A 25,611-nucleotide genomic window follows, 5' to 3' on the forward strand; every position below is an offset into this window, starting at 1 on the left:
ATAATTTAATAACTTTTGCGTTAAGAGGAGCCCAGAACAAAAATAAACATACTTATTAATTGGTAAATATATTTATCAAAATCATCAGTAGATTTTCACGCTAAAACCAAGTGCCCGGAGAGCCTTGCTGGTTCGGCCATTACGGGGTGGAACGACTTCCGGCCGGGCCCATCCAACTACCTCAGCGAAGGAGTTCAGGCCGTAACGCGAAATGCCATACTCCGAATCACGACCCGCATGGTAAAGACGCCCCCAAATCTCTTCATTTGGCCCCCCATAAAGCACGTAGTGGAGCAATTGGCGCACATCCCAGCCTTTACGGTTGCGCTGGCGTAGGATCAGCTCTGCGAAGGGATCAACGCGTGAATCCCGATCCAGTGTATTGAGCTCCGGGCGCCCGAGCACCGTCAGGGGAACCTTGATGATATGGTCCATGGTGGCGTGCGTGTTACGACACAGGGTGGCGAACTCTTCGCATGTCAGCGCCATTACTTTGTCTTGCGCCAGTAGAGCACGCACCGTCGGAGCACTATCGTAGAGCGCGTAATCCTCCCTTGAGGGGGCTTCCGGCAGTGATTTCCACCAATTCAGCTCAGTTTCCAGCGCCGCTTGTGGGTTGCCCTTGTTGCGCTGGTGATAGTCCTCGTAGGGTTTATGAAGGCTGTCACCAACGTGGTTGTAGTAATACGCATGCAGGAACTGATCGACCTGCCAGGCTGCTGGAACATCGGCGCTAACCCAGGTGGGGCGATGGTCACCTAGCTGTTGCTGGATGCTTTGCAAAATCCCCAGGGTACTCAACCATTCGTGCTTAAAGGCCTCCTTGCGCCGATCGATTGCTGACTTCTTCTGTACGAAGCTAGGCCCCTCCCATTCGGGATGTTGCCGTTTCTTGATGGCGTCGACATAGACACCTTTGTTCAGGGCATTGAGCCGTTCCATTTCAGCGATGTAATCCGCCGAAATGGGTATGGTCACATCCAGCTCTCGTAGGTATTCGAAGAAGTCCTCCAACTGGTTATCCATGCCGTTGGCGACCAGCTCATCTTCCGAAAGAAAAACCCCCGCCTCGACATTCGTCAGCCAGCCGTTATCCGTGTGGTTGGCTGAGCCGATGTAAGCGCCATAGCCTTTCCACCAGATAAGTTTGGGGTGAAAACAATCCGGGACGAATCGCGTGAAGATGTTGTTCTGTTGATGCCTGAGTAGACGCTTGAGCAACTCCACCGAGACTGGCACCGTATGGTCGTAGCGCATCCACAGGTCCAATCGCAGCTTGTTAGCCACGCAATGCCCAACCAGGTCCTGGGTTAAATCAGAGGCACTGCTGCCGTAAGCCACAGCAGCCAATACGACATCCACCTGAACCTCGGTGGACAGCTCTGGCAGCAGATCGCGTAGGTGCGTTCCGTTAATTCGGTTGGCGATCAGTTTCATGCCGATTCCCTTCAACATATTGGATAACCAGGCTGTTCAACAGCCACTTAGCCGCAGAAATAGGTGAGCTTGACAGATTCGAGGCGCATGGTGACTTCCTTATCTACAACTGCCCTGTAAAAGCTTTTTTGGTTAATGCGCCAAAGGCATTGTTCAGCTCATCACTAGAGCAGGTGATTTTCCCCTCCAGAGAAAGTACGCTTGCCACAATCGAGCTGAATCTATCTTGCTCCGACTTTGGCGGGACCGGCATCGAGAGACCTCTCAAAATTTCAAGATTTATATTTTTTTGAGCGGCTTGTGGCGCGTTTTTTTCAAGGTTTTTTTGTAAAAATCCCAACCAGTGCTGAACGAACTCAACCGTTACTTTTCTGTTGGGTATAAACCCCACCACGCTATCCGGAAAGCAAGCTGGAAATGTCAAAATCCCGGTTTTGGCAATATTGGCAGCGATAGTGATACACAGCGTTCCAGCATCCCATTTTTTGCTCTGTGTCAATCCAAGCTCCGAGTATGTGGATGAGTACTGTTTTATATAGCCTCTCGAATTGGCTACTTCTCCAGTCTGGATTAGAGGATGAATTCCCCCCAGAAGGGCAGGATCATTTCTTGGCCTGTGTTTTGATTTACCTCTGTCTAAAGTACCTACAGACGCGAATGTCTGGGATTCCCACCCTTTCGGATTCGTCACTGGGTCGCCGAACATGTCTAAAAACACGGCTCTAAGGAAGTCATCGGCGAGCTGGATGGCTTCCTGGCGTTTACAGCGGATAGCGTCTGCTTTATTGAGGATGGCGACGATGCGTTTTTGCTCAGGTAGGGGGGGGAGGGGGATTTTGTGCTGCCAGAACAGCTGCATTGAAACTCGCGGCATTTTGGCACCTGCTACCTGCGAACTGACCCAATCTACAAAGCCTTTTGAGCGCAGGTAGTAGGCCAGATACCTACGATCAAGACGCCCAGCATCTGGCAACATCGGGACGAGCTCAGTAGTAGCAAGCCCCTTATCGTCAGGCAATACCACCTTATTTAGATATGGCCGCAGCTTAGAATAAAGAACATGCCTTTCATCAAAGCCATGCGTAGAGGTCCCTGCTACTGAAACAGGCGCGATAATTTTCTGAAGAATTTTTCCTGTATCAGCCTCCACCTGATCTAGATTTAGAGTCCACACGTCATCCGACTCGGCAAAAGTATGCTTGCTAGCCTTCGCTGGTGCAACGTCGCCCAATTTAACTAACGGCCAACTCACAACATCCCCTCCAGTTCATCTAGATTCGCCAGAATCTCCCCCTCCAGCACCTTGAGCCGTTGCAGAATGACCTTGGGGTCTTCGTATAGCTCCTGCTGGTGCAGCACTTCGTTGTAGCGATTGACGGAGAGGTCGTAGTTATTGGCTGCGATAGCCTCGGCCGGCACCACAAAAGCCTTTTTGGTCTTGTCACCGAACACAGTATTGATTGTGCTGCCGCTGATATTGCTTTCAACCATCTGCCGGTAGCGCCGCCACTGGGAAATAGCATCGGGCAGGTCGTTGCTTCCCTCACCCTTCAGTTCTGTACGTTTATCATCCAGAGAATACCCATCGGCCTGTAGGTCATAGAACCAAACCCGTTCGGTGCTCCCACCTTTTGTGAATATGATGATGGCGGTGCTAACCCCTGCATATGGTTTGAACACTCCGCTGGGCAGGCTGACAACGCCTTCGAGCTGGTTGTTTTCGAGCAGTTCCTGGCGTAGTTGCTGGTGAGCCTTGCTGGAGCCAAACACTACGCCATCGGGCACGATCACCGCGGCGCGACCGCCGAGTTTGAGCGAACGCAGAATGTGGGCGACGAACAGCAGCTCGGTCTTCTTGGTCTTCACCAAACCCAGCACATCAGGGTTGGTATTACTCTCATCCAAACTTCCCTTGAACGGCGGGTTCGCTAACACCACGTCAAAGAAGTTCTGTTCCTGCCGTGGGTAATGCTCCTTGATAGATTTGCTCAGGGAATCTTGGTAGCGAATGTTCGCGCCGTTTACCCCGTGCAACATCATGTTCATGCTAGAAACACGTAGCATTGTGGTGTCGAAGTCAAAACCCCAGAACATCTGCGTATTAATGTGCTGACGGTAGGGCTCGAGCTGGTCACCGGTGAAGTGCTGATTGCCATCTTCATCGGTGAAGATACCCGACTCACTGGAGTGCTCGCGGTTGAGGTATTCCATGGTGCGAGCGAGGAAGCCCGCCGTTCCGCAGGAGGGGTCGCAGATCACGTCTGTTGGTTGTGGAGCAATCAGCTCGATCATGGCATCGATAATGTGGCGCGGCGTGCGAAACTGCCCATTGATGCCGGCGGTGGTGAGCTTGCTTAGCAGGTATTCGTAGATATCGCCCTTCACATCGCTCTGAGTCAGCGGCAGGTCGTTGACCATTTCCACGGCAGAGGTCAGTACGGACTCGTTCTTGATCTCCAGGTCGGCGTCCTGCATGTACTCGCTGATATGGCCAAGACCTTCACGCTCACCTCCCTCGCCGTCGGCGCTGCCGAGCTTGGCGAAAAAGGGATAGACCTTCTGTTTGAGGTGCTTGTGCAGCTCCTTTCCACTCATATTGCGGAAATTTTTCCAGCGTAAAAGCTGCCCTTCCGGAGTATTGGGGAAAAGGCGGTCGAAAGCCTTGCCAGTGCGATTGGCTTTGCGCTCAGCCACGTCTTCCTGTATGTCGAGCATACGGGCGAAAATCAGGTAGCTGATCTGCTCGATTACAGTCAGCGGGTTGGTAATACCACCCGTCCAGAACTTTTCCCAGAGCTTGTCGATATCTGTGCGGATTTTACCAGTGAGCATGCGAGGTACTTCTCTAATTCAGAATTTTGGAGATCAGAGCTGGACAGCCAGCTCTTCTTCGGATGATTGTTGAGCGATTATCTGCACAGCTTCGGTTGCCTCTGGAGCTTCGTCGATGGCTTCGACAATCAATGACAGCCGCTCGCTTTCAAAGTCCATGTGAGTAGGCTCCAGCGCCGGCAGAATTTTGCTGACTTTGGCTGAGAGCTTGTTGAAACGCTCAACTTTGCCGTAGAGACCCTGCTTACCGGCTAGAGCCTTGACGGTTTCGTTGTAGTGGTTGCTGACGGTATTAAGCGTGCCGCCCAACTTACCGAGGCGCTCAGCCACAGTGCAGACCTGGTTGTAGATCTCGCCAGCCTTCTCGCTGATTTCCCGCGCCTCGGCGTTGCTGCGTTCGATCATCCAAAGGTTGGAAACCGTGCGCAGGATGGGAATTAGGGTGGTATGCGAGACCAGCACGATGCCCTTCTTGTAACCGTACTCAAACAAATCCTTGTTGTGCTTCATAGCCTCGATATAGGCCGGCTCGATAGGCATGAACATCAGCACAAAGCTGGGGCTGCGCATGCCAACGAGGTTGGTGTAATCCTTGGATGCAAGGTCATCAATATGCTTGCGTACGGCTTTGATGTGGTCGGCCATAGCAAGCTGGTATGTCTCAGGTGACTCAGCGCCGACAGCGCGATCATAAGCGTTCAGTGACACCTTACTGTCGATAATGATGTGCTTACCATCCGGTATCTTTACCAGGTAATCGGTCTGCTTACTTCTACCCTCAGCATCCTTAAAGGCGCTTTGTACCTCGAAGTGTGCTTCTTCGATCAAGCCGCTCATTTCAAGCGTCCTACGCAACTGGGCTTCACCCCAAGCGCCTCGCTGCTGCGAGTCGCCCTTGAGTGCTGAGGTGAGGTTATTGGCCTCTTTGCTCATTTGCAGGCCGATATCAAGAACCTTTTTGATTTCACTATTGAGGCTGGTGTTGCCCTGCTGAGAGGCGTCATGCACGTCGTTGATACGCTTCTGGAAACCCTCGATCTGCTCACGAAAAGGCTTGAGCAGGCCATCGATACTGGCCTGACTGGTATGAGTGAACGTCTTGCCTTTCTCTTCGAAGATTTTGTTGGCCAGGTTTTCAAACTCCTGGGTGAGCGATTTCTTGGTGTCAGACAGTTGTGTCATCTGCTCCTGAAAGTGCTCCTCGCGTTTCTGTAGGGTGGTTTTGAGTTCGGTATGGTCGGAACCGAGCTTATGCAGACGCTCCTGCAACTGGTTGAAAGACTCCATCTGCTGGGCAAGCGTTTGTTTGGTCTCTGCCAGTTGCTCGCGCACTTCTCGTTCGGATGTTTCTAGCGCCTTAGCCCGTTTGCCTTCGCTCGCCAGCTCGTCCTTCAGACAGTCGCGCTCAGTTTGCATGGACGCGTTTTTCGTTTCTGCAGCAGTAAGCCGCTCACGTAGCTCAGCTACCTGCTCTTGAAAGCCCCGCACTTCGGCCTGGGCTGTTTCCAAGCGCTTGGCCGTCTCATGATGATGTTGGTTCGCCTCTTCCAGTTTCAGCTGCAATGCCACGCTTGTGTCTTTGCTAGTTATCAAGTCAGCAGTGAGGCGTGTCGCAGTATCGGCTGCAGCGTGCAGCTGTGTCTGAAGCCTGCCTTGTTCCACCTGCAGGTTATGGCATTGCGCTTCTGCCGCTTTGAGCTGGCCTTGCTGTGCGGTCTGTTGGGTGTCAGCAGACGCTTGGCCTTGCTGTGCCTGTTCTAGCTGCGCAGTCAGCGTGCTGACCTGTCGCCCCTGCCGCAGAGCCGCGATGAAGTAGCCAATTACCGCACTGGCAATGGCGAGCACTACGCTGATCACGATAATTTCCATCGTCCATTGGCTGGCTAGCATGATTGCTCCTAGAGGGCACTTAGCGGGGTAGTTCCGCGCAAAAAGGGTTTGAGCACTGCCACCAACTCGGTGACATCAGTAGGTGCGAAGACGCCGTCGATACCCTCGTGTGAAATGCTGTCGAACGGTGGTTCGTAGAGTTTTTCCACTACGATGCTGCCGTGCTGAGCGATGTAGTTTTTAAGCAGGTTCATGAAACGTACCTGCTGGGCCGTTAGGCTTGGATGGGCATGGAGGAAGCTCTTGAAATGCTCCTCGATGGATTGCGCATCCAGACCGATAATCTCACGCACGGTTAGGTGCAACTGATCGGCCGTGCGACCGTAGAACTCATTGAGCACTGCCAGACTGACGCCAGGGTGGCTCGTGAGGATGGTCGACGTGAGCGTTTTCAGCTCCGGTTCGGCAATGGGTTCGCCCTTGTGGATTTTCTGCAGGGTCAGGTTAGCCGCGAGCATGCCGTCGAGAATGTCCTTGAGGCGACGGCGATAGATCATCGCTTCGCTGGCACCGGCGATGTACACCGCTCGCTCCCCGCCCTGCACGTTGTCATCCCTGGTTTTGGTAGTATCTATGCCGTACCCCGTGCTGGTTCCTGTTTGCCGGTATTTCATGATGCCACGAAGTTCTTTACGCGCGTTTTCAAGTTTGTCGATGCTCGGGTTCTGCCAGAAACCGGCGCTGCGCACTTCGGCAATCAGCACATCCTTCTGACGCACGGCCTGGATGTTGACCGCAAGCTTGTCCAACTCGGCCAGCAGGATGATCTTGCCATCATCGAAACAGCTGGCCTTCTCGACCAGGCAACGCTGGATGCCAACAATCAACTTGTCCAACGCCGTGGCGTGTTTGTCGCGCAGCACTCGGGCCGACATCAGCGGGGCAATGGTATTGCTGAGCAGGTGCTGGGTTTTAGCATCGAAATGTTGCAGCAGATTGGTTTGCTGCAACTGGTGGACGACACGGAGCTCGCGCTTCACCGCCACGCTGTTTTCCGGCAGATCATTGATGTCTGCACGTAGCAGTTCAATGGCTACGTCGAACGCCGCTGCATGACTCTGACGGAGGGCGGCTTGAGCAAGCTCCAGACGAGCTTCGAAAGTGGTTTGCATCAGGGATTTGCCGCCGGTGTCATCCGGCTCCTGGTAATCCTGCTCGAAGAAATCGAAGTTGCCGTAGTGATCGAAGATCAGGAACTCGCTTTTATGTTTACCAGTGCCGAACAGATTAGGCCGCAGACGCGTGCCACGACCTATCATCTGCCAAAACTTGACCCAGGATTTGACAGGCTTGGCGAATACCAGATTGACCACCTCCGGAACGTCGATACCGGTGTCGAGCATGTCTACCGAAATGGCGATGCGGAAGTGGTTATCCGGCTTCTTGAATTCCTTGATTAGGGTGTCCACATGCGGAATGTCGTTGTGGATGACCTTACAAACCTTGGCCCCATACTGCGGGTAGAGCTTGCAGAAGAGCTTTTCCAGATGCTCGGCGTGGTCCTGGCGTTGGGCGAAGACGATGGTCTTGCCGACCAGTGAGCCGGTCTCATCCTTGATGCCGTTGTTAATCAGATTTTCCAGGATAATGCGATCGGTGTCCTCACTGAAAATCTTGCGACCAATGTCCTTGCCAGCAATGGTGGTGCGCTTGGCCTCCTCCTCGCCGAGATCATCTTCAAGCTGCCGCTTCTGTTCATCGCTTAGGTCGTTGTAATGGATTCCTTCGCGCAGGAAGTCGGTAGTGAGATCGCGGACACGGAACGGTGCGAGATAAGGCGGCTCGTTGTTGATGGCGGCATCCAAACCGAATTCGAAGGTTGGATCGGTGGTTTCACAGTCGAAAATATCGAAGGTGTTGCGGCTGATGAACTTCACCGGAGTGGCGGTGAGGCCAACCTGTAGGGCATCGAAGTAATCGAACAGATCGCGGTACTTGTTGTAGATGCTGCGGTGACTCTCGTCAGCAATGATCAGGTCGAAGAAGCCCACATCGAGCTGAGCGAAGCGGTTCATCATGCCCGGGTAGGTTGCGATGTAGATGCGTGCGGTTTGATCCACCTTGTTGGTTTCACCGATCACGCAGCGCGGCTCACTAGGCAGATTCTGCTTAAAGGCCTCATCAGCCTGCACGCGAAGCTCCTTACGGTCGCAGAGAAACAGCACCCGTTTGGCCCAACCAGTGCGCAGAAGCAGCTCGGCCAAGGCAATGGCCACACGGGTTTTTCCGGTCCCGGTGGCCTGGATGATCAGCGCCTTGCGGCGCTGCTTTTGGAAGTGCGCAGCAACAGTCTTGATTGCTTCAATCTGGTAGGGCCGGTCGGCAATGCTTAGCTCCGGGTTGTGCTTTTCCAGCTCGGCGATGCGGTACTGACGCTGGTAGTTCAGGTATTCAAGGCTGTCCTTGCTGTAGAGGCCGTACACCGGGCGATAGGTGTTGTACTGCTTGTCGTCCCAGATGAAGGTTTCGTAGCCGTTGCTGTAGAAAATCACCGGGCGCTGCATGCCCATGCGCTCGAAGCCGTCGGCGTACATACGAGCTTGTTCACGCCCTGCCTGCAGACTGACATTGCCGGACTTCTTGGCTTCGATCACGGCCAGGGGCTGACCGTTGTCACCCCATAGCACGTAATCCGCACGCCCTTTGCCGGACGTGTTTCCGGGGAAGTCGACTTCCACCTCATGGCCGACCTGAGCCGGGTTACTGACATCCCAGCCGGCCTGCAGAAGCATGGCGTCGATCAGCAGTGCGCGGGTCTTGGCTTCATTCCATTGCAGGCTGTCGGCAACCTTCTGACTCTGCTGCTGACGCTTTTGTTGATCTGGCTTGACAAGCTGGTCGAGGTTGCGGGTGCGCTCCTGCTCCAGCTTGTCCATAACTCGCTGCAACTCTTCCTGCTGCTTCTGCAGTTCTTTCTCGTAGTTGGAAACTGATTGCTGAAGCTGACTCAGCGCAGCGGTCGGATCCTTGACCTCAATGAATTCCGGCAGCGCCGCTTGAGTAACGCCGTAGTATTTTACAGCCATGTACTTGGCAAGCTCATGTGCTGCATTCAAAGCCAGCTTGGCATTGCGCAAGTCGCCCTCACCACCATGGGCAGCGTCGTTACCCTGAATACGCAGGAAGTTAATCTGATAAACCAGCGATTTGCTGACGCAATCATTGAACACGGAGTCTTTCACCAACTCATAGAAGCTCGACTGCGGCAGACGCGGCAGCAGTTCCTCTTTGTAGATGGTTTTGGTCAACTCCTCGGCAAAGCTGCGCAAGCGGGTGAGCGCGCTGCCCGGATCGATGTGCAACACCGCCTCGGCAAGGCCAGCCAAGCTGGTCAGCAGCTGGTTGCCGGAGCGAAGGAACTCGAAGTTAACTGATTTCATAAAGGCGATTCTGTCCATATCGATCCTATAGCGAGGACCGTGCCAGTTTTATTCGATGCCGTATTTGTCCATCCAGTTGCTCAGCGTTTGCTGGCTTTTAAGGCCTAGCAGGCTGGCGGCCCGAGTTTTGTTGTTCCCAGTTATCGCAAGCGCCTTACGCATATAGCGGCCCGCAACGACAGAAATTATCTCTTGTATATCAATACCTTGAGAAACATCCACGGCCAATAAGTCGGCTTCCGTCTGCGGTAATTTGAACAATGCCTGTTCGATATCGCTAGCTACTATCAAATCGCCCCGGCACCAGAGAGCAGCGCGGAGCAACGTGGATTGCAGCTCTCGGACATTGCCACGCCAAAGGTGCTGAAGGATAAGGTTTTTTGCATCTGCGGAAATTTTCTTATTGCCGAGACTGGAGTCTTGGCTGGTAATACCATCCAGTAGTTTCTCGGATAGCAAAAGCAGATCGCCCTCCCGCTCCCTGAGCGGTGGGAGATGCAAAACGCCGACGGCGATGCGGTAGAACAGATCTTCACGGAAGCGCCCTTGGGCAACTTCCTGCATTAGATTACGGTGAGTTGCAGTGATCAGCCGCACATTAACCTTAAGCTCTTGGCTGGCTCCCACCGGAATAAAGGTGCCTTCCTGCAACACCCGCAGGAGGCGCACCTGCACATCTGGCGTCAGCTCCCCGAACTCATCCAAAAACAGCGTGCCGCTGTGTGCTCGCTGAAAAACACCCGCTCGATCTGCTACCGCTCCCGTGAATGCACCTTTCAAATGGCCAAACAATGTGGAGTCGATCAGCTCAGGCGCAATGGCGCCACAGTTGACCGCGACAAAAGGCCCCGCAGAACGCGGCCCTGCATTATGAATGGCTCTGGCAAACAACTCTTTACCAGTACCAGTTTCGCCGTAAATCAGTACCGGAACCTGCTTCAGTGCCAGAATCTGCGCCTGCGCCTTGAGCGCCAGCAGGCGCTCGCTCTGCGTGACGATACTGTCGAAGGCGGCATCCACTGGCGCGTCTAGCCCTGCAAGCTGAACGAGCTTATCGGTGCTGATCGCATTAGCCGCCGGGACATACTCAGCCGCGATTTCGAACGGCACCTCAACTTGCTGAACGCCTTGTTCAAGGGAGGATTGGTAAAAAGTTGCCGGGTAGCGAGTCTTACCCAGAAGAATCCATACCGCTTGCATGGCGGGTGTGCCGGGGCTGAGCAGAATAGACAATTGAGCACTTGAAGCACTCAGACGCTTTAAATGCTGATTAGCAGCCTGGTAGATCTCCCCAAAATGAACGGGAGAAGACAATTTTTCATAGTACGCAGTGATCGGCACATCGACCTGATTGCGGAGCCAGGCAAGATAGGGCTCAACGCGCTCCGCGGGATACGAGCAAAGCAACTGGACGCTATCGGTAGGTAAAACTTTTAGCGTGGAAAGAATCGGGCCTGCCTCACCGCCTGAAATTGCGCTGAGATCATTTCCGCCAACCCAGCTGGCCAACACGCGTTGCTTTGTCACCACTGTCCCTGTTCTCCCTTTCGGCCTCTTGCCCATTAGCAGGCTGGGGTAAATTTGCTCTGATTCGCGACGTGGATAGTAATCCATCAGTCGCTTCGGGTCTTGATACGACTCCCAAACAGCAGGCGACAATAGATTTTACCCCTATCGTTCTGGACTTAGCTGTATCGACAAAAAGTCGCTTTCCGAACGGGACATTTGCATAGCTCATCGATCCTGCGAACCTGCAAGCCGCCTGGGACATTCAGAAACAAGTGCGCGAGGATGCCAGCTTCACCAAGGATCATTGATTTGTATTGGTACAGAGCGCGCGAGCTATTCACCTAAAAGTCGCCGCTCCCCCGCGGTTGTCCGCCTATAATTCCATTGAACGGTACCAAAGGAGCGATTGACAATATGACAATGGTCCATGAACGTACCCGCAGCGTTGTCCAAACAGAAGTGTTTCTCCGCGACATTGTCAGAGACGTTACCCTGCCTGAGAAAATGCGGCTTCGAACCGAAGGTCTTCTGCGCCACTACCCCGCACCCAATTACATTTGGCTCGCCGGCAAGCTAGAAGAGCATCGGAAGGCCGAGCTATTTCGGCAGGACGAAAAGCACGGGCCGTTGCCGCCGGTATTAGGAACTTGGTTGACTGTAGAGCCTATGTTCTGCGACGACTCCAGCTCAGCTCCTGCCCCCCCATTCATCCTCGTAACCTAAGGGTATGACCTTGGCGAACCCTGGGGAAAGCGGCGCGCTCATACCATCGAAGGCGTCTGGATTGATGTCGCCCCGGGTAAGTTCGTTGGCGAGCCTGGCCATTCACCTTGATCTAAGGTAGGCCATTTCACTGATTTCCCCTAGCGGCAGCCTATACCCTGAGGCTTCGAGGCCGATGTCAACAGCTCAGTGTTGATGCTTGCCAGCGGAGAAAAAGATCACGGCGGACGTAAGAAATTAGAGAAGCAACGCGCAACGGTCATTTCTGATCGTCATGGCCTTTTGACAATCCCTCAGCAGCCCTTCGACTTCCAGCGAGTATCCCAATAGGTTCGTCAACCTCCGCCTGTGCCGCAGCGTGGATAAAACGCCCAATATCGGGTTTAGAAGCCAGGGTGGCCCTGGCATCTTTGATGAACTGATCTTGCATCAGCCACTTATCTGTTCTGACCTTACGGCGGCCCTTCATTTTCTACCTCGCAGGCCGAATTCACTAGGGCTAGTTATCAATTCGAAGATGCCTCGCCAGTCGCCCGTATCAGCGACCGGACTCCTTAAAAAAGTCGTCCCTAGCAACGATACCAAGATCGCTGGAGTGTTCCGGCGGATCATCGCTGAACATGTGTTCCGCTCGCCGTTGCTCCTTGAGATTTTCCAGTGCCTGGAAGAAGCAACGTTCACAGAGATGGATCTCGTACCGCTCTCCATCATGCAGAGTGCCATATCCCCAGTGCGCTCGTAGCGTTCCGAACTGGTATCCGCTTTCCTCGATGCGCGTTGAGGTGCCACATACGTCGCACTTCACATCGATAACGCTCTCCACCTCTACTGGCCCAGTGATCTTCATTGCCAGCATCTCCATAAGCGGTTGCTGGCTGAGGAAGAGGCTGGCAGCAACGCCTCATGGAGCCGCCAGTGACCCGCTGGCCATTGAGTCTTAGGCTGTACGAGGTTCATTCATCAAGACTCGAGCTGAACAACTCAGGGTATCCGCTGATTGCCAACTCGCGCCGAGGATCACCAGGCTCCGTCGAATGAATGACCTCATCAAGCCACGCTGCGTGGAGCAGCAACCTGGGCTCCGGGTAATGGCGAAGCAGCCGCGCTGCCTCAATGCGGAAAGGTTCAGGAATCTGCTGACTTTTCGAAAGCTCACGCAGGAAATCTCCCGTCTGAATCACACAGCGGGTACGCTCCACCGGCATCGTCATTTGCGCACTCCCACAATAATCGCGCGGGCCAATACTGTAGCCTTGCCTCAAGCAAGACCTTGTCTGTTGCGTGCCGTATAGAAAGGCATCATGAGTTTAGCTCTGCCTAAACGGGAAGCCGTCGGGCCTCTTTACCTATCTGCGAGTCAAAGCGCATAGCCTTCGGTAAGCTGTGATAGCGTGTCCTCTATCAGAAATGCACCAACGGTGGTTGTAAGCATGCCGACAGGACTGTTACCCCAAAAGCGTCGTTTGGGTGCGTTCAGCCAGCGACGTGCTTTGTCCCTGCCGCCAAAGGCAACTCTGCCAAGGCAATCACTCGGGCAACTCTAAACAGTCGATCGCTTTCACTCACCGACAGTAGCTGACGGCGGCTGACGCGCGCATCGAGTGCCCTAAGAGAAATGATGATCTCGCACGCCTCCCGACTGAATGAGCCCGCATCAACGAGCTCCTTCAGAAGCTCCGCTGGGAAACGGGCTTTAACCTTATGGTGGATTGCCAGATCCGCTGCCTGTGCCGGTATTTGCAAGAATGTCTGCAAAAGAACTCTATAGGCCGAAGACGTGCCGACGTTTTCGTTTAGGGCGTGCATATGTTCTCCGCCCGTTTCATCCGATTGATGATCTGCCTCTCAAGGCCATTGACCGGATGGTAGGGCATCGACTGAGAAAGCACACTGACCTGTCGGCATCAGCGTACAGCCGCGTATAGGTGTGGCTCGTCCGAATCGAAAACTCGCTCGGAAAATCGAGGAACGTGTGCATTAAGGCGCTGCTCTGAATACCAGACCTGCCGTGTTTTTCTCCTTCTAAGATCGAGATCACCAAACTTATAGGTGCCCATCGACGTCTTATAAATTACTGCACCCTCATCCGTTTCGATCCCTTGGTAGCAAATTATTTGATCGAGCTCTTCCAGACTCCAGGCATCCCGACCAGTTAGATTCGGTGGGCATAACATCTGCACTGCCATGATGGAGACATCCTGGGCGTGAGCAAGATAGTGCTGAAGCTCGTAGGCGCAACGCACAAGGGCAACTCGATCGCGCTTACCCGTGTGAATTGAGGTAATCGTTGCGAGGAAGCATAGGCCTTCGATCTCACAATGCAGCCCCACACGTACATCGCGGCTCTTATGATCAAGCACGTAAATCACTAGTTACACCATTGCGAGTGAGCCGGCTCGCCTGACACGGCTTAAGGTTGAATAAATCGCCAGCACTTGGCGCGGTACCCTCTCGAAGTGGAGACCCCGTGATACCAGCACTCAGATTGTAAAGTTGATAGCACTACATGAGAAAACGCCCCGATTATACATGTTATAGCTCCGCGATGCGGGGTGTTAAAGCATGGCCTGATAATCTCTTTTGTGGCTGCACGGAAGAGAGATGGAATATCTGCAAGCCCTCGGGCACGTCCTTAGGGAGATTCGAGTCGATGCTGGATTGAGGCGTGAGGATTGCCTCCGCGCATTGAGCCGCGAATATCTGGCCAGTGTTGAGCGAGGCAGCCAAGCGATATCCATAGCAAAATTACGGGCTCTGTGTGAATGTCTAGGGGTGACCCCAAGTCTAGCGCTTTTTGCCGCAGAAGCCCGGCTGGCGGCCTTGAATCTTGAGGAGTATCAAGCAACCCAGGAACGGTTGCTCAAGGAATATGTTGTGAACAAAAAGCTTCGTAACGAAGCCGGTGCTCCTGCTATTCAGGGGGTGCGAGGCAGGCAGGCGGAGATGAACCGCAAGGCAATCCAATCGCTGAAGCTTGAAGGACTGACCAAGATCGAAGTAGCTCGTAAGCTTGGTATCGGTACTACAACCGTTGATAGACATTGGCACTCAGCCAAGGACGATGAGTGATCTAAAGCAGAGAGCTGCTCGAAGATGCCCCCTCCTTGAGCAAACCTCTCAGGTCCCGACTGATTCAATCAGTCGCCCCTTCAGCGCCCCCAGACAGCTGCAGCTAACTCGCCCGAAGATCGATCCGTCACGCGGGAAAAGAGACTCGTACCTCCAGCGGTCAATCAGACGGAAGATATTGTGCGCTCAACTGAGGTGAGCGCTATCACAAAAGCATGATACCTGCGCCTAATCCGTGAGTTTGAAGGACGATTAACGGCGATTGCGCGGCGATGAAACCGGCACACTTGTACTCGGGCCCAAGATCAAACGTGATCCCGACATGCTAACGAGAATCGTCCAATCCTTCGTCAGGCGTCCAGAGCAACCGTGGCCGCCCAGAAATCCACTGCGACCTTCATTTTTGACAATTTTTTCGTGATCCCGGTCTCAAAAAGTAAATTGAAGGAGTTCTATCGAGCATTGAACGAGAAAGGATCGAAGCGGTTCCCAGCCTCGAAACTGGTTTCTGCTGGTTCTTACCGTGGCCCGCTGTCGCTTGCGCAGGCTATCAAAGGGGGTGAGTAATGAGCGTTCATCCGATCACAGCTAAACAATTACCAATCTATAAGACGCCAGCGTCGTGGCTTGAACGCGCACCCCGAATTTTGGTTATTGGAGCGGGCGGCAATGGCAGCGAGGTAGTTGATGCGCTGGCCAGCTTCCATCATGCACTTCGTTCTCTAGGACACCCAAAAGGCTTGGATGTCACCGTCATTGACGATGCCATCGTGCGCGAGCCTAACCTCGTGCGTCAGCGTTTCTGGCCGTGCGATTTGGGCCAATACAAGTCAATCAGCTTGGTGAATCGTTACAACCTCATGCTGGGTACTACTTGGGTGGCCCTGCCCTTCCGGTTCCCTAGTCATGAGAGCAAAGAAGTGATCCGCGCTGCCGACGTGATCATTTCCGCCGTTGACCTTCCTTCTGCGCGCCGCGCAATTGCCAGCAGCCCTCTCCTACCCCGAAATTGCATGTGGCTTGACCTGGGCAACGAGGCACGCCATGGGCAGGTTGTGTTCGGAGCCGCGCACGTAGACAAGCGGAGCATCTATCCCAACGTAATGGATGCTTATCCGGAAATCGGAACGCTCGAGGATGACACGAAGAAGTCCTGCTCAGTAGCGGAAGCCATTCGCTCGCAGGACTGCTTGGTCAACCGGGCAGTTACGACTGCCGGAATGAGTATTGTGTGGGAGTTGCTACGAACGGGGGAAACTGACAAGCACTGGATCACCGTGGATCTGGCGTCCGGTTGCCAAAATGCATTTCCGTTCCCTGCTGTTCAGCACTGCGCCTAAATCAACGGCCACCGCCTTCGCATTGATCCAGTTGCTGCTCCATCTGCGATATCAGGTAAGCAGCTTTAACATCGAGCGCTTTGGACAATCTCATGATCAGGGGAAGCGTGGGGAGGCTCTCCCCACGCTCAATTTTTCCCAGGTGCGCCCGCTCCACCCTAGCCAGGAGAGAAAGTTTCTCCTGGGCCAGGCCCGATTTTAGGCGTTCTTCGCGCACAACGTTACCGAAAGCTTTTGCTACCCGAGGGTCAAAGCTCGATTTTCCTGCCGGTCGCCCGCGTGTTGGTGGTCGCTTCTCCATAGACAGAAGCGTTATCGGCAGGAACAATTAAAACCACGTTTAAGAATACCCATTTTACTGGATACGCTATTGCTTCAGTGGTTCGCCGATCTGCTTACTTGCTTACCACCTCGGCAAAAGGAACATGCATATGAACCGAGTTACTAACTCCATCCCCCAGCATTTGCTGGAGCTTTATCATGAATTGAGCGCATCGCGGGCTACCCTTCTTGCATTGATTGAGTCCGAGGGAACCGGCATTCATCGTCGTTCGTTGGTCCAGATTGACCGCATGATTGCGGAGATTTTTTTCCCGGTTGGGTTTGTTGTGTACCAGGAGAGTGAGGATTTGGCCTTGGCCGAGGCTGCACGACCAAATCAGACAGGTCTAGCGTGGTGTGTGATCAGTTGCGAGCGCGACGTTCGGGTGCTGCTGTGTCATGAAACCAAGGAGGAGAATTTGCTTACGATTGAACAGGTCATCACCGGCTATGCGCTGGTACCAAATCATCTACCTGAGTTGTATCAGAGCGACTTGGAACTCTCCCCTAAGCAAATGGAGGAGAAATACTCTCATCTCGGAGGTGAACATCCCTTCTTGAACAATTACCAATGGCTTCAAACTGTCCGTCACAACCAGACCCAGTTGGGCTACTGGGAATGGGTTCGTGGAGAACTGCTGACCTTGCGCCGTGACCTTCTTAACTAATTTTTAACTTGGCTAGCTACTTCACTTCGACCGAATAATCTTGTGTTGGCTTGTATTGCCTGAGCACCAGACTTTGACAACGTTGGTCGTAGACCAGACCATGCAAATATCGCTTGGGCGCTATGCCCGTGCAGCTCGCCCGCATCAGCCGCGCCGTCTAACTAAGGAAATCGCTCAGCTGCACCCTCAAGCCCGCCCCGTGCGGGCTGAGGTCGTAAAGGGTTAGCGATTTTTCGCGCCCATTTCAGAAGGATAATTTCATGTCGATCCAAGCATTGCGCGCTGTATGGGGTACTCAATTCCCGCTTCTGAGTGAGCGAGTAAAAGCGAGTTTGTTCAGCCAGCTCGCTCACATCCAGGACGCAACCACCGAAGCCGCCGTAAATGAAGCAGTATTCTTGGCTAAAGGCTTTATCGTCGCGCTCCTTGAGGCTGAACTGACCGACGAACAAGGTATGCATCTATTAGGCACAAGCCTGTTGCGCGTTGAGAGCGAGGCTTTGGCTCGAATCCGCGCTACCCGCTGAGTCCGGTAAGTATCTAAAGTATTCGAGGAAAACCTATGGCCATCTACGACGAAATGCGCGCCCAACTCCAGGAACTGATCGAGCTGTTGGAGCAGGATACGCAGTACACCGCTGCTGTTGCGCATGGTGCGATTGTGGCCGACCAAGGCACAGCGCAGTCCCACCAGCAGCGTGCTGCTCGCATCGTCGAACTGAAGCGTAATTACGGGCTCAAGTGACCCCTCACAGCCACAACGGAAAAAGCCATGCTCAGAAAAATGGTTACATTTAGTTTGATCACTTTGATAAATGGATGCGCGTCGAACAATGTTGCACCAGTTCTACTGTCTAATCCGAACGTAAAAACTGTAGTAGGTGCTCAGGGCTATCCTGTCTTGGACGTTATTCGCTTTGAACGCCACAAACCATCTACCCTCGAGCAAGCATCGCAATGCATCAAGGCGAGCGTTGATGGTCTAGAAGCTGCTCCAATTTTGATAGCCCAGAACGTACAGGCTTCAGGTACAAGCTCATTCGAGCCGCCACCTCCATCGATTGGTAAGCCGTTCCGCTTCACTCTGACGGCCAGCACTGGAACCTCAACTGTCTTCACTTTCGAGCGAATCCGCTACACAAACGCAGGGCCTATTGGCGCTATAGAGGGGATTGGAGCAGAGAACGCTTACGAGGTAATGCGAGATATTGCAGATAGAATCGAACGATGTTTGCCCCTTGCCAGCACTTAATAATTCACAACGTGCAGTACCCAAAGCCCTGCCGTCGAACGCTGGGCAGTGGCAGTAGAAACATGCCAATTCAGGCACTCGGCTAGAGCAGGAAAAATATGCCTCGCACTTACCCTCCAGGGTACTGCCCTGATAGATGCTCCGGCGGTCGATCAGATCGACAAATGACCGTACAGGAAGGAATGCTTTACCAGCTTCCAGATACTGTTCGTGCTGAGATCACGGCACACGGCGGCGCTAAGCGGTGCACATACTGCGGTCTGGTGTATTTGTCAGCACCGCTCCAAATGGGTGGCCGCCTTGGGTTCTGGAACTCTGGTGTTCGGGGCCAAGGCTGGGCAGATTAGGAAAAAGCCGTGAAGTTTCGCGATGAGTTGAATCTCCACCATTGGGGAGATGTGGCAGAGATAACCACGACCAGCCCCGCAGATTTGATCGAAGCAGGGGACAACGAACTTCATGCGCTGCGCCGCAGCGCGATATCGCGTGTTGCGTGAGCACTGGTTGCGGATCGAGGAAGGATCGACAGTGCACCGTACCCGGGGATTGGACCTCTGGTGCGACAAGCGTCTACCAGCCTCAAAAGATCAATCACCGAAAAGTTGACGGATAAGCACCATGGACGTGAAAGCCAACCTTCACCCTTGCGCTCATTGCGAGCGCACTGGCACATGCAGTAAAGCGGCTAATGGGGCCACATGCGCCTCATGTGTGCAGAGCAACGACCTGAAAGGATCTGGGCACGTTGGGCTTCCATGCGGAATCTGCGGCGGGCTGGGCCATGCCGAGCCGAAGACGGAACGAATCAACAAACGTATGCAGCCGATTTTGGCCATCGTGACGTTGTACTTCTTAATGGCGGCCATTTTGGTAAGTGCTACCGTCAAGAGTCCCTACTTCTCAGAAATTCTGGCCTTCGCCAGTCCCCTGATCGGTGTAGTGCTGGCATTTTACTTCAGTGCGCGCAGCAGCACTCGACCATAGGAAAAGTCGCCCAGGTTCACCTTGGGCCTCACCATTGTGCGGGCCCGGGTCACTACCTATTTCTCATCTCGATATTAGGAGAACGCCTCCTCCTGCGCCCATCATTTGGGTTTATCTGTTGCCGTCATAGGTTGAGTCTGTAAGCACCAAATAGGTGTTATGAGGACAGCCAATGAACGCGTCAATCTCCCGCGAACACCAGTTCGACGACCAGGTAGTTATCCCAGCGCTGGGCCAGCAGCTCAACTTGCTTGGGTTCGAGCCTGAGCCTGCTGTGCTGGCAGAGGGAACCTATTTCGATGCCCCGACAGTGGATCTCGACAGCTATGACCACGTTGTAGTCTGTGTGTCTGGCAAGGACAGCATCGCTTGCCTGCTGGCACTGATCGAACAGGGTGTGGATCTGCGTCGTGTTGAGCTCTGGCACCATCGGGTGGATGGTGCAGAGGGGAGCACCCTCATGGACTGGGCTTTCAATGACAGTTTTATCGAGAAGTTCGCTGCTGCATTCAATCTGCCGCTCTATTTCTCATGGTTGCAGGGTGGCATCGAGGGCGAAATGCTCAAGATGGAAGCCTACTCCAAGCCTCACGTGGTCGAAACTCCAGCCGGAACTATCTGCCTGGATCGCGATACCAGTCGGACTTCTCCAGCGACCCGCCGCCGGTTTCCTCAGCAAAGCGCCAACCTGGCAACGCGCTGGTGTAGCTCTGCAGCCAAGATCGACGTGGGCCGCCGGGCCATCACCAACCAGGGGCGCTTCCTCGGTAGCAAGACCTTGTTCGTTACTGGCGAGCGCCGCGCTGAGTCGAGCAACCGCAGCAAATACAACCAGTTGGAGCCTCATGCAGTTGACCGGCGCAAGGGTCGCCTCGGCCGGCACGTAGATGCTTGGCGACCGGTACTGCACTACAGCGAAGAACAGGTGTGGGAACTGCTTGCTCGCCATCGGGTAGAGGCACCTGTTCCCTACCGTTTGGGATGGGGGCGCTTCAGCTGCATGACGTGCATCTACAACTCACCAAAGGTATGGGCCACAATCCAAAAATACTTCCCAGAACGGGTCACCCCGATAGCAGGTTACGAGGACGAGTTCGGCTGCACCATCAGTCGACAGAAAATCAACGTGGTGGATCTGTCGGCCACAGCGGACGCGTTTGATATCACCGATCTGGACGCACTTGCCCAAGGGCGCCAGCGCGAGTACACGCTGCCGATCTTCACGCCCGAGGGCAAAGCCTGGCAGTTGCCAGCTGGAGCTTTCGTAACAGAAGGCTGCGGATCGGTTTAAAAAACTCCTCTGCGGTTTCCTCACGAACCGAGGCCGTTCTCAATCCCTTGGGATTGCCGATGCCTGCCGTACCTTGAATCCATCAGCTCCAGTGAGGAGTTGGATTCAAGCACGGAGCTTGTCATGCAGCTGTTCGATTTCGATCTATTCTCTTCTGCTGGCGTCCAGGAGATGCCTGCCAAAGTTATTCGTGGGCCTAAGAAGACGTTGGCCGAGAAGATTGCCGAGGCGGTCGACGCTGTGAAGCGCGTCGTGCGAGCCGGCAAGCAGCCTGTTGTGGCGTGGAGTGGCGGCAAAGACTCAAGCGTTACGCTGAACATCGCGTTCACTGCAATTCGCGAGTTGGCCACCGAAGGTTTCGAGGTGCCAACCTTGAACGTCATGCACTCCGACACCCTCATGGAAAACCCGGTGATCCACTGCTACAACCAGAGCCAGATGCAGCAAATGCAGGCTTACGCGAAGGCTGAGGGCATCGAGTTGAAAGTGTGGGTAGCGAAGCCAGGCCTGAGCAATGACTACTTAGTTAGCATGGTCGGTGGGCGCATCATCGCCAGCGTTGGCTCCAACGCCAAATGCCAGCAAATGACCAAAGCAGACCCCATGAAACGAGTGAAGAAAGCAATCCTTCGCGATGTTTCGGCGCGCCTGGGCCGAAAGTGTGCTGATGACGATATCGTTTCGCTGATCGGTACCCGGTTCGATGAGTCCGTGCAGCGCGAGCGGAAAATGTCTGAGCGCGGCGAGAGCGCCTTTGAAGCTGTGAACCTCGGCGCCGGCGCTGGCTCGCACGACTGGGTACTCAGCCCAATCGCTGAAATGACCACCATGGACGTGTTCAGCTACATCGGCCAGGTGGTAGCCGGTCGGATTGAATGCTACGACCGCTTTAATCGGTTGGTTGAGATCTACCGCGACATGAATGGCGGTGACTGCATGGTGAACGTCTACCTGGCAGGGAAACAATCAGAGCGCCCCGCGTGTGGCCATCGCACAGGCTGCTGGTCATGTACCCGTATCTCTCGAGACTCGTCCGCCGAGAGCATGATTGCCAAGGAAGGCGGCGAGTACGAGTGGCTCAAGCCCCTGAACGACTTGCGGAACTACATCAAGGCCCGCCACTTCGATCCGAGCGCTCGATGCTGGCTGGCGCGCACGGTTGATAAGGAAACGGGGACGATAAAAATCGCTCCGAATTCCTACTCGCCGGCATTCACCAAAGATTTGCTGGGAATCATGCTCACGATTCAGCTCGATGAATTTGACGCTGCACATCAAGCCGGTATTGAGCCCCGTTTCACACTTCTGGACATCCAGCAACTGCTGGCAATAGAGGCGCTTTGGGGGCGGTATGGGTACCAAAAGCCTTTTACGGCAATGAGGGTGTTCCTGGAGGTCTACGAGCAAGGGGTTCGCTATGAAGTCCCGAATATAACGTCGCTGCCAAAATATACCGAAGCGGATCTGAGATACCCAGAAGTCGAAGTCCCGTTCTGTGATGATCAGTACCTGGGAATGTTCAACGGCTTACGCAGTATTTCCCATGCGGCTGCAGATGCAGAGCTCCTGACCAGAACACGCAATGGCATGTTGGTCATGGACGTGGTGACCAGCAGTGGGTTTGAGATCGATCGCGAGGGCGCAGAGCTATTCGTGAACCTTGAATTGGACAACGCCCTGTCTCGAGTTACCTTTGACCAGTCTCCGACCGCTGGGCTGCACTACCTGCTGGGGTTGGGAACAATCGCAATCTTCAAGGGTGATCATTCCGACTGGGACCGGATGATGCGCATGTCCAATCAGATCTTCAGAAGCGATCTGCAGCCCATCTTGCACGATCGGGCTAGGCTGATCAGGAAACTTGGCGGTCATACCCTTGGCCAGCTTGAATTATTGCCAGTTCCATAGGCGCAGTAGGGTTAACCAGCTACGAAGAATGGAAGAATGCCCGTTTCAACTTCAGGGCTTGTTCCAACTGGTTGATAGTCAGAGCACTCTCCTCATTTTGTAGATGCGATAATAGGGGCTCCCTACTGACCTGGCACCGCGTCTGAGGATTGGACTTGTGGTGTACCTGGGCGACTTCCTTCAACACTCTATGAGTCGGGTAAATGCCAAAGCGGCCTCACCAGAAACGCTATCAGTTGTCAGCTCTGGGCTCTGCGATATGGTCTTGGTTGCTACCTTTATCGAGGCGAGGTTGGACGTGCCTACGACAGCCTCGATGTAGAACTGTTTCACACCGTGCCGGGCCAGCCCGTTGCGAAGTTCTTCTAATCCCTGCACAACAATTTCAGTTGCCCATCCTCTCCCGCGATAAACTTCTGGAACGGCATATCCGATTTGAAAACATGCAATGCCGTCTATGGGATCAACACTCACAAACATTGACATCGCCTTGACTCGGCCATGCTCGACCCGGGCATAGGTGTACCTAACACGACCATTTTTTTTATCAGCCACAACCCGCACAGACTGGTAGTTTTCAGCAGGGTGGGTAGGCATACCTTTACGAACCTCCACCTGCAGGCTCACGAGTGCCGCGAGCGGGTCAGTCATTGACATTTGATTATCCCGTTAATGGTTCAGTTGGTAACCGTGACTGATTTCTGTTGGTTAGCGGACTTAACCGTTACTGGGCACCCTCGTCCGACAGTCGACTACTGGCCTGCACCATGGTTTCAATCAGTTGGCAACTGATGACCCCGCCCTCTTGCCTGGTGATCAGACCGGCATCTACCAGGGCTTGCAGATAGCCCTGTCCCTGATGGAACTCAAGCCTAACCTGATCTCTGGATTGGGCTGTTCGAAGCTGTTTCAGACGCTCCTCACAGCTTCGTTGTATTTGTTCATTGGGGTACTTGGCCTGTACGTCGAAAGCGGTAGGCTTGTCGGTCATTGTGTCTCTCCTATTATTTTCCGTGGCTTGTGGAGCGTGTGGTGGACGAGGAGACTCTCCGCTTCGCGCAAAAGCAACGTTCAAAGCCTTGGAACATGATTCGTACATTGCTCGCCAAAGTTCAATACACGAGTTGTGCAAAGGCTGAATATTTGAGGAATTACGGCTTAGGTCCACGGTCGCTTGGTTTAGGCGCACGCGCCACTAACCTATGATCATCATCTTGCCGAGTTGGCCACCAGCTACCAGCAGGTTGCGCTGGCCGAGCTGCCGGCTTTGATGGCTTAGCAGGCGCTGACGGCTTGAATGGCTTAGCAGGCACAGCCACTGCGGGTTTTGGCCCATTGCCCGAGTGCAATTTGAGCTTAGGGAGACTGACAGGTTGCTGTTTATTCGATACAGACATCGCTAAGGCGGCATCTACAGTAGCCTTACCAGGTGTTGGGGCGAATGCTTTCGGGTCCATGCTAAATCTCTCAGCTAGAGCGAACGCCATTCTATGGCTGATCGGTAATCTGCCGTTGAGCACCTTTGATACAGCTGCCTTATCGCCAATTTCCGGTAGATCTGAACCTGTGAGCTGCAGTGTTTCCATCAAATCTTTAAGCAGCTGCACCGGCGTGGTTTTGGCTGTGAAAGATTCGTTGAAGGCCTTGAACTGCTCACCGTCTTGCTCGTAAGCGAGAATAGCGTCCTCGAGCTCGACCAGAATCTTTTCCTCATACTTGTTGAGGTCATGCCCGTCGGTCAGCTCATCAAGCAAGACCGAGGCGCGTGCGTAGTCCGCGGCGTCATTAATGCCATTGACGAACTGGCCGCTCAGCTGCTCGAGAAGCATTTGGAGATCTTCGAGCGCGGCGCGCACGGTCTGCGAATTCTCTAGAACAGTGATCATGGTTTGATTCCTCGTTTGTTGCTGGCATACCACTCTGTAGCCGTGTCGTAGTCAGCATGGGTGTAAATGTGCTTCACATAAAGCTTTTGCCTGGCGTAGTTAACGCCTGCAATCAGCCTCAAATTGTTCCCACCAATATCAATTACTACCCAACAGTCATCAGCGCGGTATTTGAAGAGATCGATAGTGTGACCGAATATTTTTTCCAGATCCGTGTAGCTCTTTGGCTCTGCCTCCGTCAGCAATCTGTAACATCGTTGAAGCCCGCTCCGATCGTTCGGGTAGCGATTCGCGGCATCTTGAAACCGCTGCTTGAGCAATACGTCCATGGGCTTTCCTAACATTTAGGATCAAGAATACTCCAGTTGTGTATTTTGACAACTGATATTTCGATCCGCCTTCAGCGAAGTGCCACTTTTTTTGTACATGGGTGGTGCCGATGCTCAGGCTTCTGGTCGACACTGATAAATCACAGAAAATCACACAGCCACGGCCATCCGATCTGCTGGGTACTGCCGCATGAATTCCATGCTCTCGCAGGCTGGAGCTTTCAACCAGTCGCTGTATAGCCCCCGGGGCAGTATGACGACCATACGTTTTTCATCCTGGGGTTTGTGGTAGTTGCGCATGAATGGGTGATCGTCCGCGTTGATGGTCAACATGGTGTAGCTGTGCAAGATCTCCCCGGTGCCGGGATCGCGCCATTGCTCCCATAGACCCGCGATGCCCATCAACTCGCCATCTGTCCGCGCAATCCGCGTGGCTATTGCCTTTCCTGATCGCCAGTCAGGCTCATAGATGGCTGCTGCGGGAATAATGCAGTGCTGGGCCAGACGCCAGGCACTGCGAAAAGACGGTTTTTCCGCGACGGTTTCAGACCTGGCGTTGTAAGTACGCCGCGCAATTTTGGTGTCCTTGCTCCAGGACGGTATCAATCCAAATGAACCGGACAGCGCCTCTACCGGCATCTGCACCGCTCCATCGTGATCAACCTGTTCCGCGCGGCGGACGAAAGGCCCGATGTAGCCTGGCCATAGGTCCAACTTGCCCTGCTCATAGGGATCGATGCCGAATGTGTGGGCGAGCAGCCGCGGCGTCGGCGCTTCATAATGACTGCACAT

At 53.9% G+C, this 25,611-nt stretch carries 29 protein-coding genes; 11 read left to right on the plus strand and 18 right to left on the minus strand.

The genetic code is table 11. The annotated features are described in order from the left end of the window. Nucleotides 1-84: 84 nt before the first annotated feature. From AC19YY_RS28545 to AC19YY_RS28570, 6 genes are all read right to left on the minus strand, one after another. Nucleotides 85-1,437: a phospholipase D family protein gene (locus AC19YY_RS28545; protein WP_169991123.1), complete on the minus strand. Its 1,353-nt coding sequence runs from the start codon at nt 1,435-1,437 to the stop codon at nt 85-87. A gap of 103 nt (nt 1,438-1,540) precedes the next feature. After that, the gene (locus AC19YY_RS28550) at nt 1,541-2,689 is read right to left on the minus strand and encodes a restriction endonuclease subunit S (RefSeq protein ID WP_169991120.1); all 1,149 of its coding nucleotides are present in this window, start codon (nt 2,687-2,689) and stop codon (nt 1,541-1,543) included. Continuing rightward, entirely contained in the window at nt 2,686-4,269 is a 1,584-nt protein-coding gene (locus AC19YY_RS28555) for a type I restriction-modification system subunit M (RefSeq protein ID WP_169991118.1), read from the minus strand. The genes AC19YY_RS28550 and AC19YY_RS28555 overlap by 4 nt, the downstream gene beginning before the upstream one ends. 33 nt (nt 4,270-4,302) lie before the next feature. Next, the gene (locus tag AC19YY_RS28560; RefSeq protein ID WP_169991116.1) at nt 4,303-6,159 is read right to left on the minus strand and encodes a DNA recombination protein RmuC; all 1,857 of its coding nucleotides are present in this window, start codon (nt 6,157-6,159) and stop codon (nt 4,303-4,305) included. A gap of 8 nt (nt 6,160-6,167) precedes the next feature. Continuing rightward, nucleotides 6,168-9,539, minus strand: coding sequence for a DEAD/DEAH box helicase family protein (locus tag AC19YY_RS28565; protein WP_169991590.1), 3,372 nt, complete (start codon nt 9,537-9,539; stop codon nt 6,168-6,170). 48 nt (nt 9,540-9,587) lie between these two features. Beyond that, nucleotides 9,588-11,153 (minus strand): sigma-54 interaction domain-containing protein, encoded by a 1,566-nt coding sequence (locus AC19YY_RS28570; protein WP_233101132.1) that lies wholly within the window; start codon nt 11,151-11,153, stop codon nt 9,588-9,590. Between the two features lie 315 nt (nt 11,154-11,468). On the opposite strand from AC19YY_RS28570, the gene AC19YY_RS28575 reads away from it, so the two are divergent. Beyond that, nucleotides 11,469-11,771, plus strand: a complete 303-nt coding sequence (locus AC19YY_RS28575) for a BPSL0761 family protein (protein WP_332875360.1) — start codon at nt 11,469-11,471, stop codon at nt 11,769-11,771. Nucleotides 11,772-12,030: 259 nt separating this feature from the next. Here AC19YY_RS28575 and AC19YY_RS28580 read toward each other — a convergent pair whose 3' ends face one another. The 6 genes from AC19YY_RS28580 to AC19YY_RS28605 all read right to left on the minus strand — a co-directional run bounded on the left by AC19YY_RS28580 (nt 12,031) and on the right by AC19YY_RS28605 (nt 14,140). Beyond that, nucleotides 12,031-12,240, minus strand: coding sequence for a hypothetical protein (locus AC19YY_RS28580; RefSeq protein ID WP_169991114.1), 210 nt, complete (start codon nt 12,238-12,240; stop codon nt 12,031-12,033). A gap of 69 nt (nt 12,241-12,309) precedes the next feature. Further along, nucleotides 12,310-12,618 (minus strand): hypothetical protein, encoded by a 309-nt coding sequence (locus AC19YY_RS28585; RefSeq protein ID WP_169991111.1) that lies wholly within the window; start codon nt 12,616-12,618, stop codon nt 12,310-12,312. Between the two features lie 106 nt (nt 12,619-12,724). Next, nucleotides 12,725-12,982: a BPSL0761 family protein gene (locus tag AC19YY_RS28590; RefSeq protein ID WP_169991109.1), complete on the minus strand. Its 258-nt coding sequence runs from the start codon at nt 12,980-12,982 to the stop codon at nt 12,725-12,727. A 146-nt stretch (nt 12,983-13,128) separates the two neighbouring features. Beyond that, entirely contained in the window at nt 13,129-13,248 is a 120-nt protein-coding gene (locus tag AC19YY_RS28595; protein WP_233101136.1) for an antitoxin Xre/MbcA/ParS toxin-binding domain-containing protein, read from the minus strand. Beyond that, nucleotides 13,245-13,577, minus strand: a complete 333-nt coding sequence (locus tag AC19YY_RS28600) for an antitoxin Xre-like helix-turn-helix domain-containing protein (RefSeq protein WP_233101133.1) — start codon at nt 13,575-13,577, stop codon at nt 13,245-13,247. Before AC19YY_RS28600 ends, AC19YY_RS28595 begins: the two co-directional genes overlap by 4 nt. A gap of 98 nt (nt 13,578-13,675) precedes the next feature. Continuing rightward, entirely contained in the window at nt 13,676-14,140 is a 465-nt protein-coding gene (locus AC19YY_RS28605; protein WP_169991107.1) for a hypothetical protein, read from the minus strand. Between the two features lie 232 nt (nt 14,141-14,372). Between AC19YY_RS28605 and AC19YY_RS28610 the strand changes: the two genes are divergently transcribed. The 3 genes from AC19YY_RS28610 (at nt 14,373) to AC19YY_RS28620 (ending at nt 16,180) form a co-directional block, all read left to right on the plus strand. Beyond that, entirely contained in the window at nt 14,373-14,840 is a 468-nt protein-coding gene (locus AC19YY_RS28610) for a helix-turn-helix domain-containing protein (RefSeq protein WP_169991105.1), read from the plus strand. Nucleotides 14,841-15,209: 369 nt separating this feature from the next. Next, nucleotides 15,210-15,407, plus strand: coding sequence for a hypothetical protein (locus tag AC19YY_RS28615; protein ID WP_500605192.1), 198 nt, complete (start codon nt 15,210-15,212; stop codon nt 15,405-15,407). Next, entirely contained in the window at nt 15,407-16,180 is a 774-nt protein-coding gene (locus AC19YY_RS28620; protein ID WP_038445892.1) for a PRTRC system ThiF family protein, read from the plus strand. The genes AC19YY_RS28615 and AC19YY_RS28620 overlap by 1 nt, the downstream gene beginning before the upstream one ends. 1 nt (nt 16,181) lies before the next feature. Here AC19YY_RS28620 and AC19YY_RS28625 read toward each other — a convergent pair whose 3' ends face one another. Next, nucleotides 16,182-16,481 (minus strand): helix-turn-helix domain-containing protein, encoded by a 300-nt coding sequence (locus AC19YY_RS28625; RefSeq protein WP_038445891.1) that lies wholly within the window; start codon nt 16,479-16,481, stop codon nt 16,182-16,184. 130 nt (nt 16,482-16,611) lie between these two features. On the opposite strand from AC19YY_RS28625, the gene AC19YY_RS28630 reads away from it, so the two are divergent. The 7 genes from AC19YY_RS28630 (at nt 16,612) to AC19YY_RS28660 (ending at nt 22,604) form a co-directional block, all read left to right on the plus strand. Further along, nucleotides 16,612-17,169 carry a hypothetical protein gene (locus AC19YY_RS28630; RefSeq protein ID WP_198800221.1) on the plus strand — a complete coding sequence of 186 codons (558 nt, stop codon included), beginning with the start codon at nt 16,612-16,614 and terminating at the stop codon, nt 17,167-17,169. Nucleotides 17,170-17,429: 260 nt separating this feature from the next. Beyond that, nucleotides 17,430-17,696, plus strand: coding sequence for a hypothetical protein (locus AC19YY_RS28635; protein ID WP_076965114.1), 267 nt, complete (start codon nt 17,430-17,432; stop codon nt 17,694-17,696). Between the two features lie 35 nt (nt 17,697-17,731). Beyond that, nucleotides 17,732-17,914, plus strand: a complete 183-nt coding sequence (locus AC19YY_RS28640) for a hypothetical protein (RefSeq protein ID WP_076965113.1) — start codon at nt 17,732-17,734, stop codon at nt 17,912-17,914. Between the two features lie 27 nt (nt 17,915-17,941). Continuing rightward, on the plus strand, nt 17,942-18,421 hold the full coding sequence (locus AC19YY_RS28645; RefSeq protein ID WP_130898276.1) for a hypothetical protein: 480 nt from the start codon (nt 17,942-17,944) through the stop codon (nt 18,419-18,421). Nucleotides 18,422-18,777: 356 nt separating this feature from the next. Continuing rightward, nucleotides 18,778-18,918 carry a hypothetical protein gene (locus tag AC19YY_RS28650; RefSeq protein WP_154220710.1) on the plus strand — a complete coding sequence of 47 codons (141 nt, stop codon included), beginning with the start codon at nt 18,778-18,780 and terminating at the stop codon, nt 18,916-18,918. 659 nt (nt 18,919-19,577) lie between these two features. Beyond that, a complete protein-coding gene (locus AC19YY_RS28655) occupies nt 19,578-20,696 on the plus strand; it encodes a phosphoadenosine phosphosulfate reductase domain-containing protein (RefSeq protein WP_083743128.1) in 1,119 nt (372 codons plus the stop codon). Nucleotides 20,697-20,819: 123 nt separating this feature from the next. Further along, complete coding sequence (locus AC19YY_RS28660) at nt 20,820-22,604, plus strand: phosphoadenosine phosphosulfate reductase domain-containing protein (protein ID WP_500605193.1); 1,785 nt, start codon at nt 20,820-20,822, stop codon at nt 22,602-22,604. 180 nt (nt 22,605-22,784) lie between these two features. On the opposite strand, the gene AC19YY_RS28665 is transcribed toward AC19YY_RS28660, so the two are convergent. From AC19YY_RS28665 to AC19YY_RS28685, 5 genes are all read right to left on the minus strand, one after another. Next, nucleotides 22,785-23,261: a GNAT family N-acetyltransferase gene (locus AC19YY_RS28665; RefSeq protein WP_076965111.1), complete on the minus strand. Its 477-nt coding sequence runs from the start codon at nt 23,259-23,261 to the stop codon at nt 22,785-22,787. Between the two features lie 67 nt (nt 23,262-23,328). Beyond that, nucleotides 23,329-23,595 carry a hypothetical protein gene (locus AC19YY_RS28670; protein WP_076965110.1) on the minus strand — a complete coding sequence of 89 codons (267 nt, stop codon included), beginning with the start codon at nt 23,593-23,595 and terminating at the stop codon, nt 23,329-23,331. A gap of 160 nt (nt 23,596-23,755) precedes the next feature. Continuing rightward, on the minus strand, nt 23,756-24,490 hold the full coding sequence (locus AC19YY_RS28675) for a helix-turn-helix domain-containing protein (RefSeq protein ID WP_236466703.1): 735 nt from the start codon (nt 24,488-24,490) through the stop codon (nt 23,756-23,758). Next, complete coding sequence (locus AC19YY_RS28680) at nt 24,487-24,819, minus strand: type II toxin-antitoxin system HigB family toxin (RefSeq protein WP_038445807.1); 333 nt, start codon at nt 24,817-24,819, stop codon at nt 24,487-24,489. Before AC19YY_RS28680 ends, AC19YY_RS28675 begins: the two co-directional genes overlap by 4 nt. A gap of 150 nt (nt 24,820-24,969) precedes the next feature. Beyond that, entirely contained in the window at nt 24,970-25,611 is a 642-nt protein-coding gene (locus AC19YY_RS28685) for an SOS response-associated peptidase (RefSeq protein WP_038445805.1), read from the minus strand.

The sequence above is a fragment of the Pseudomonas sp. MF09156 genome (assembly GCF_059862305.1).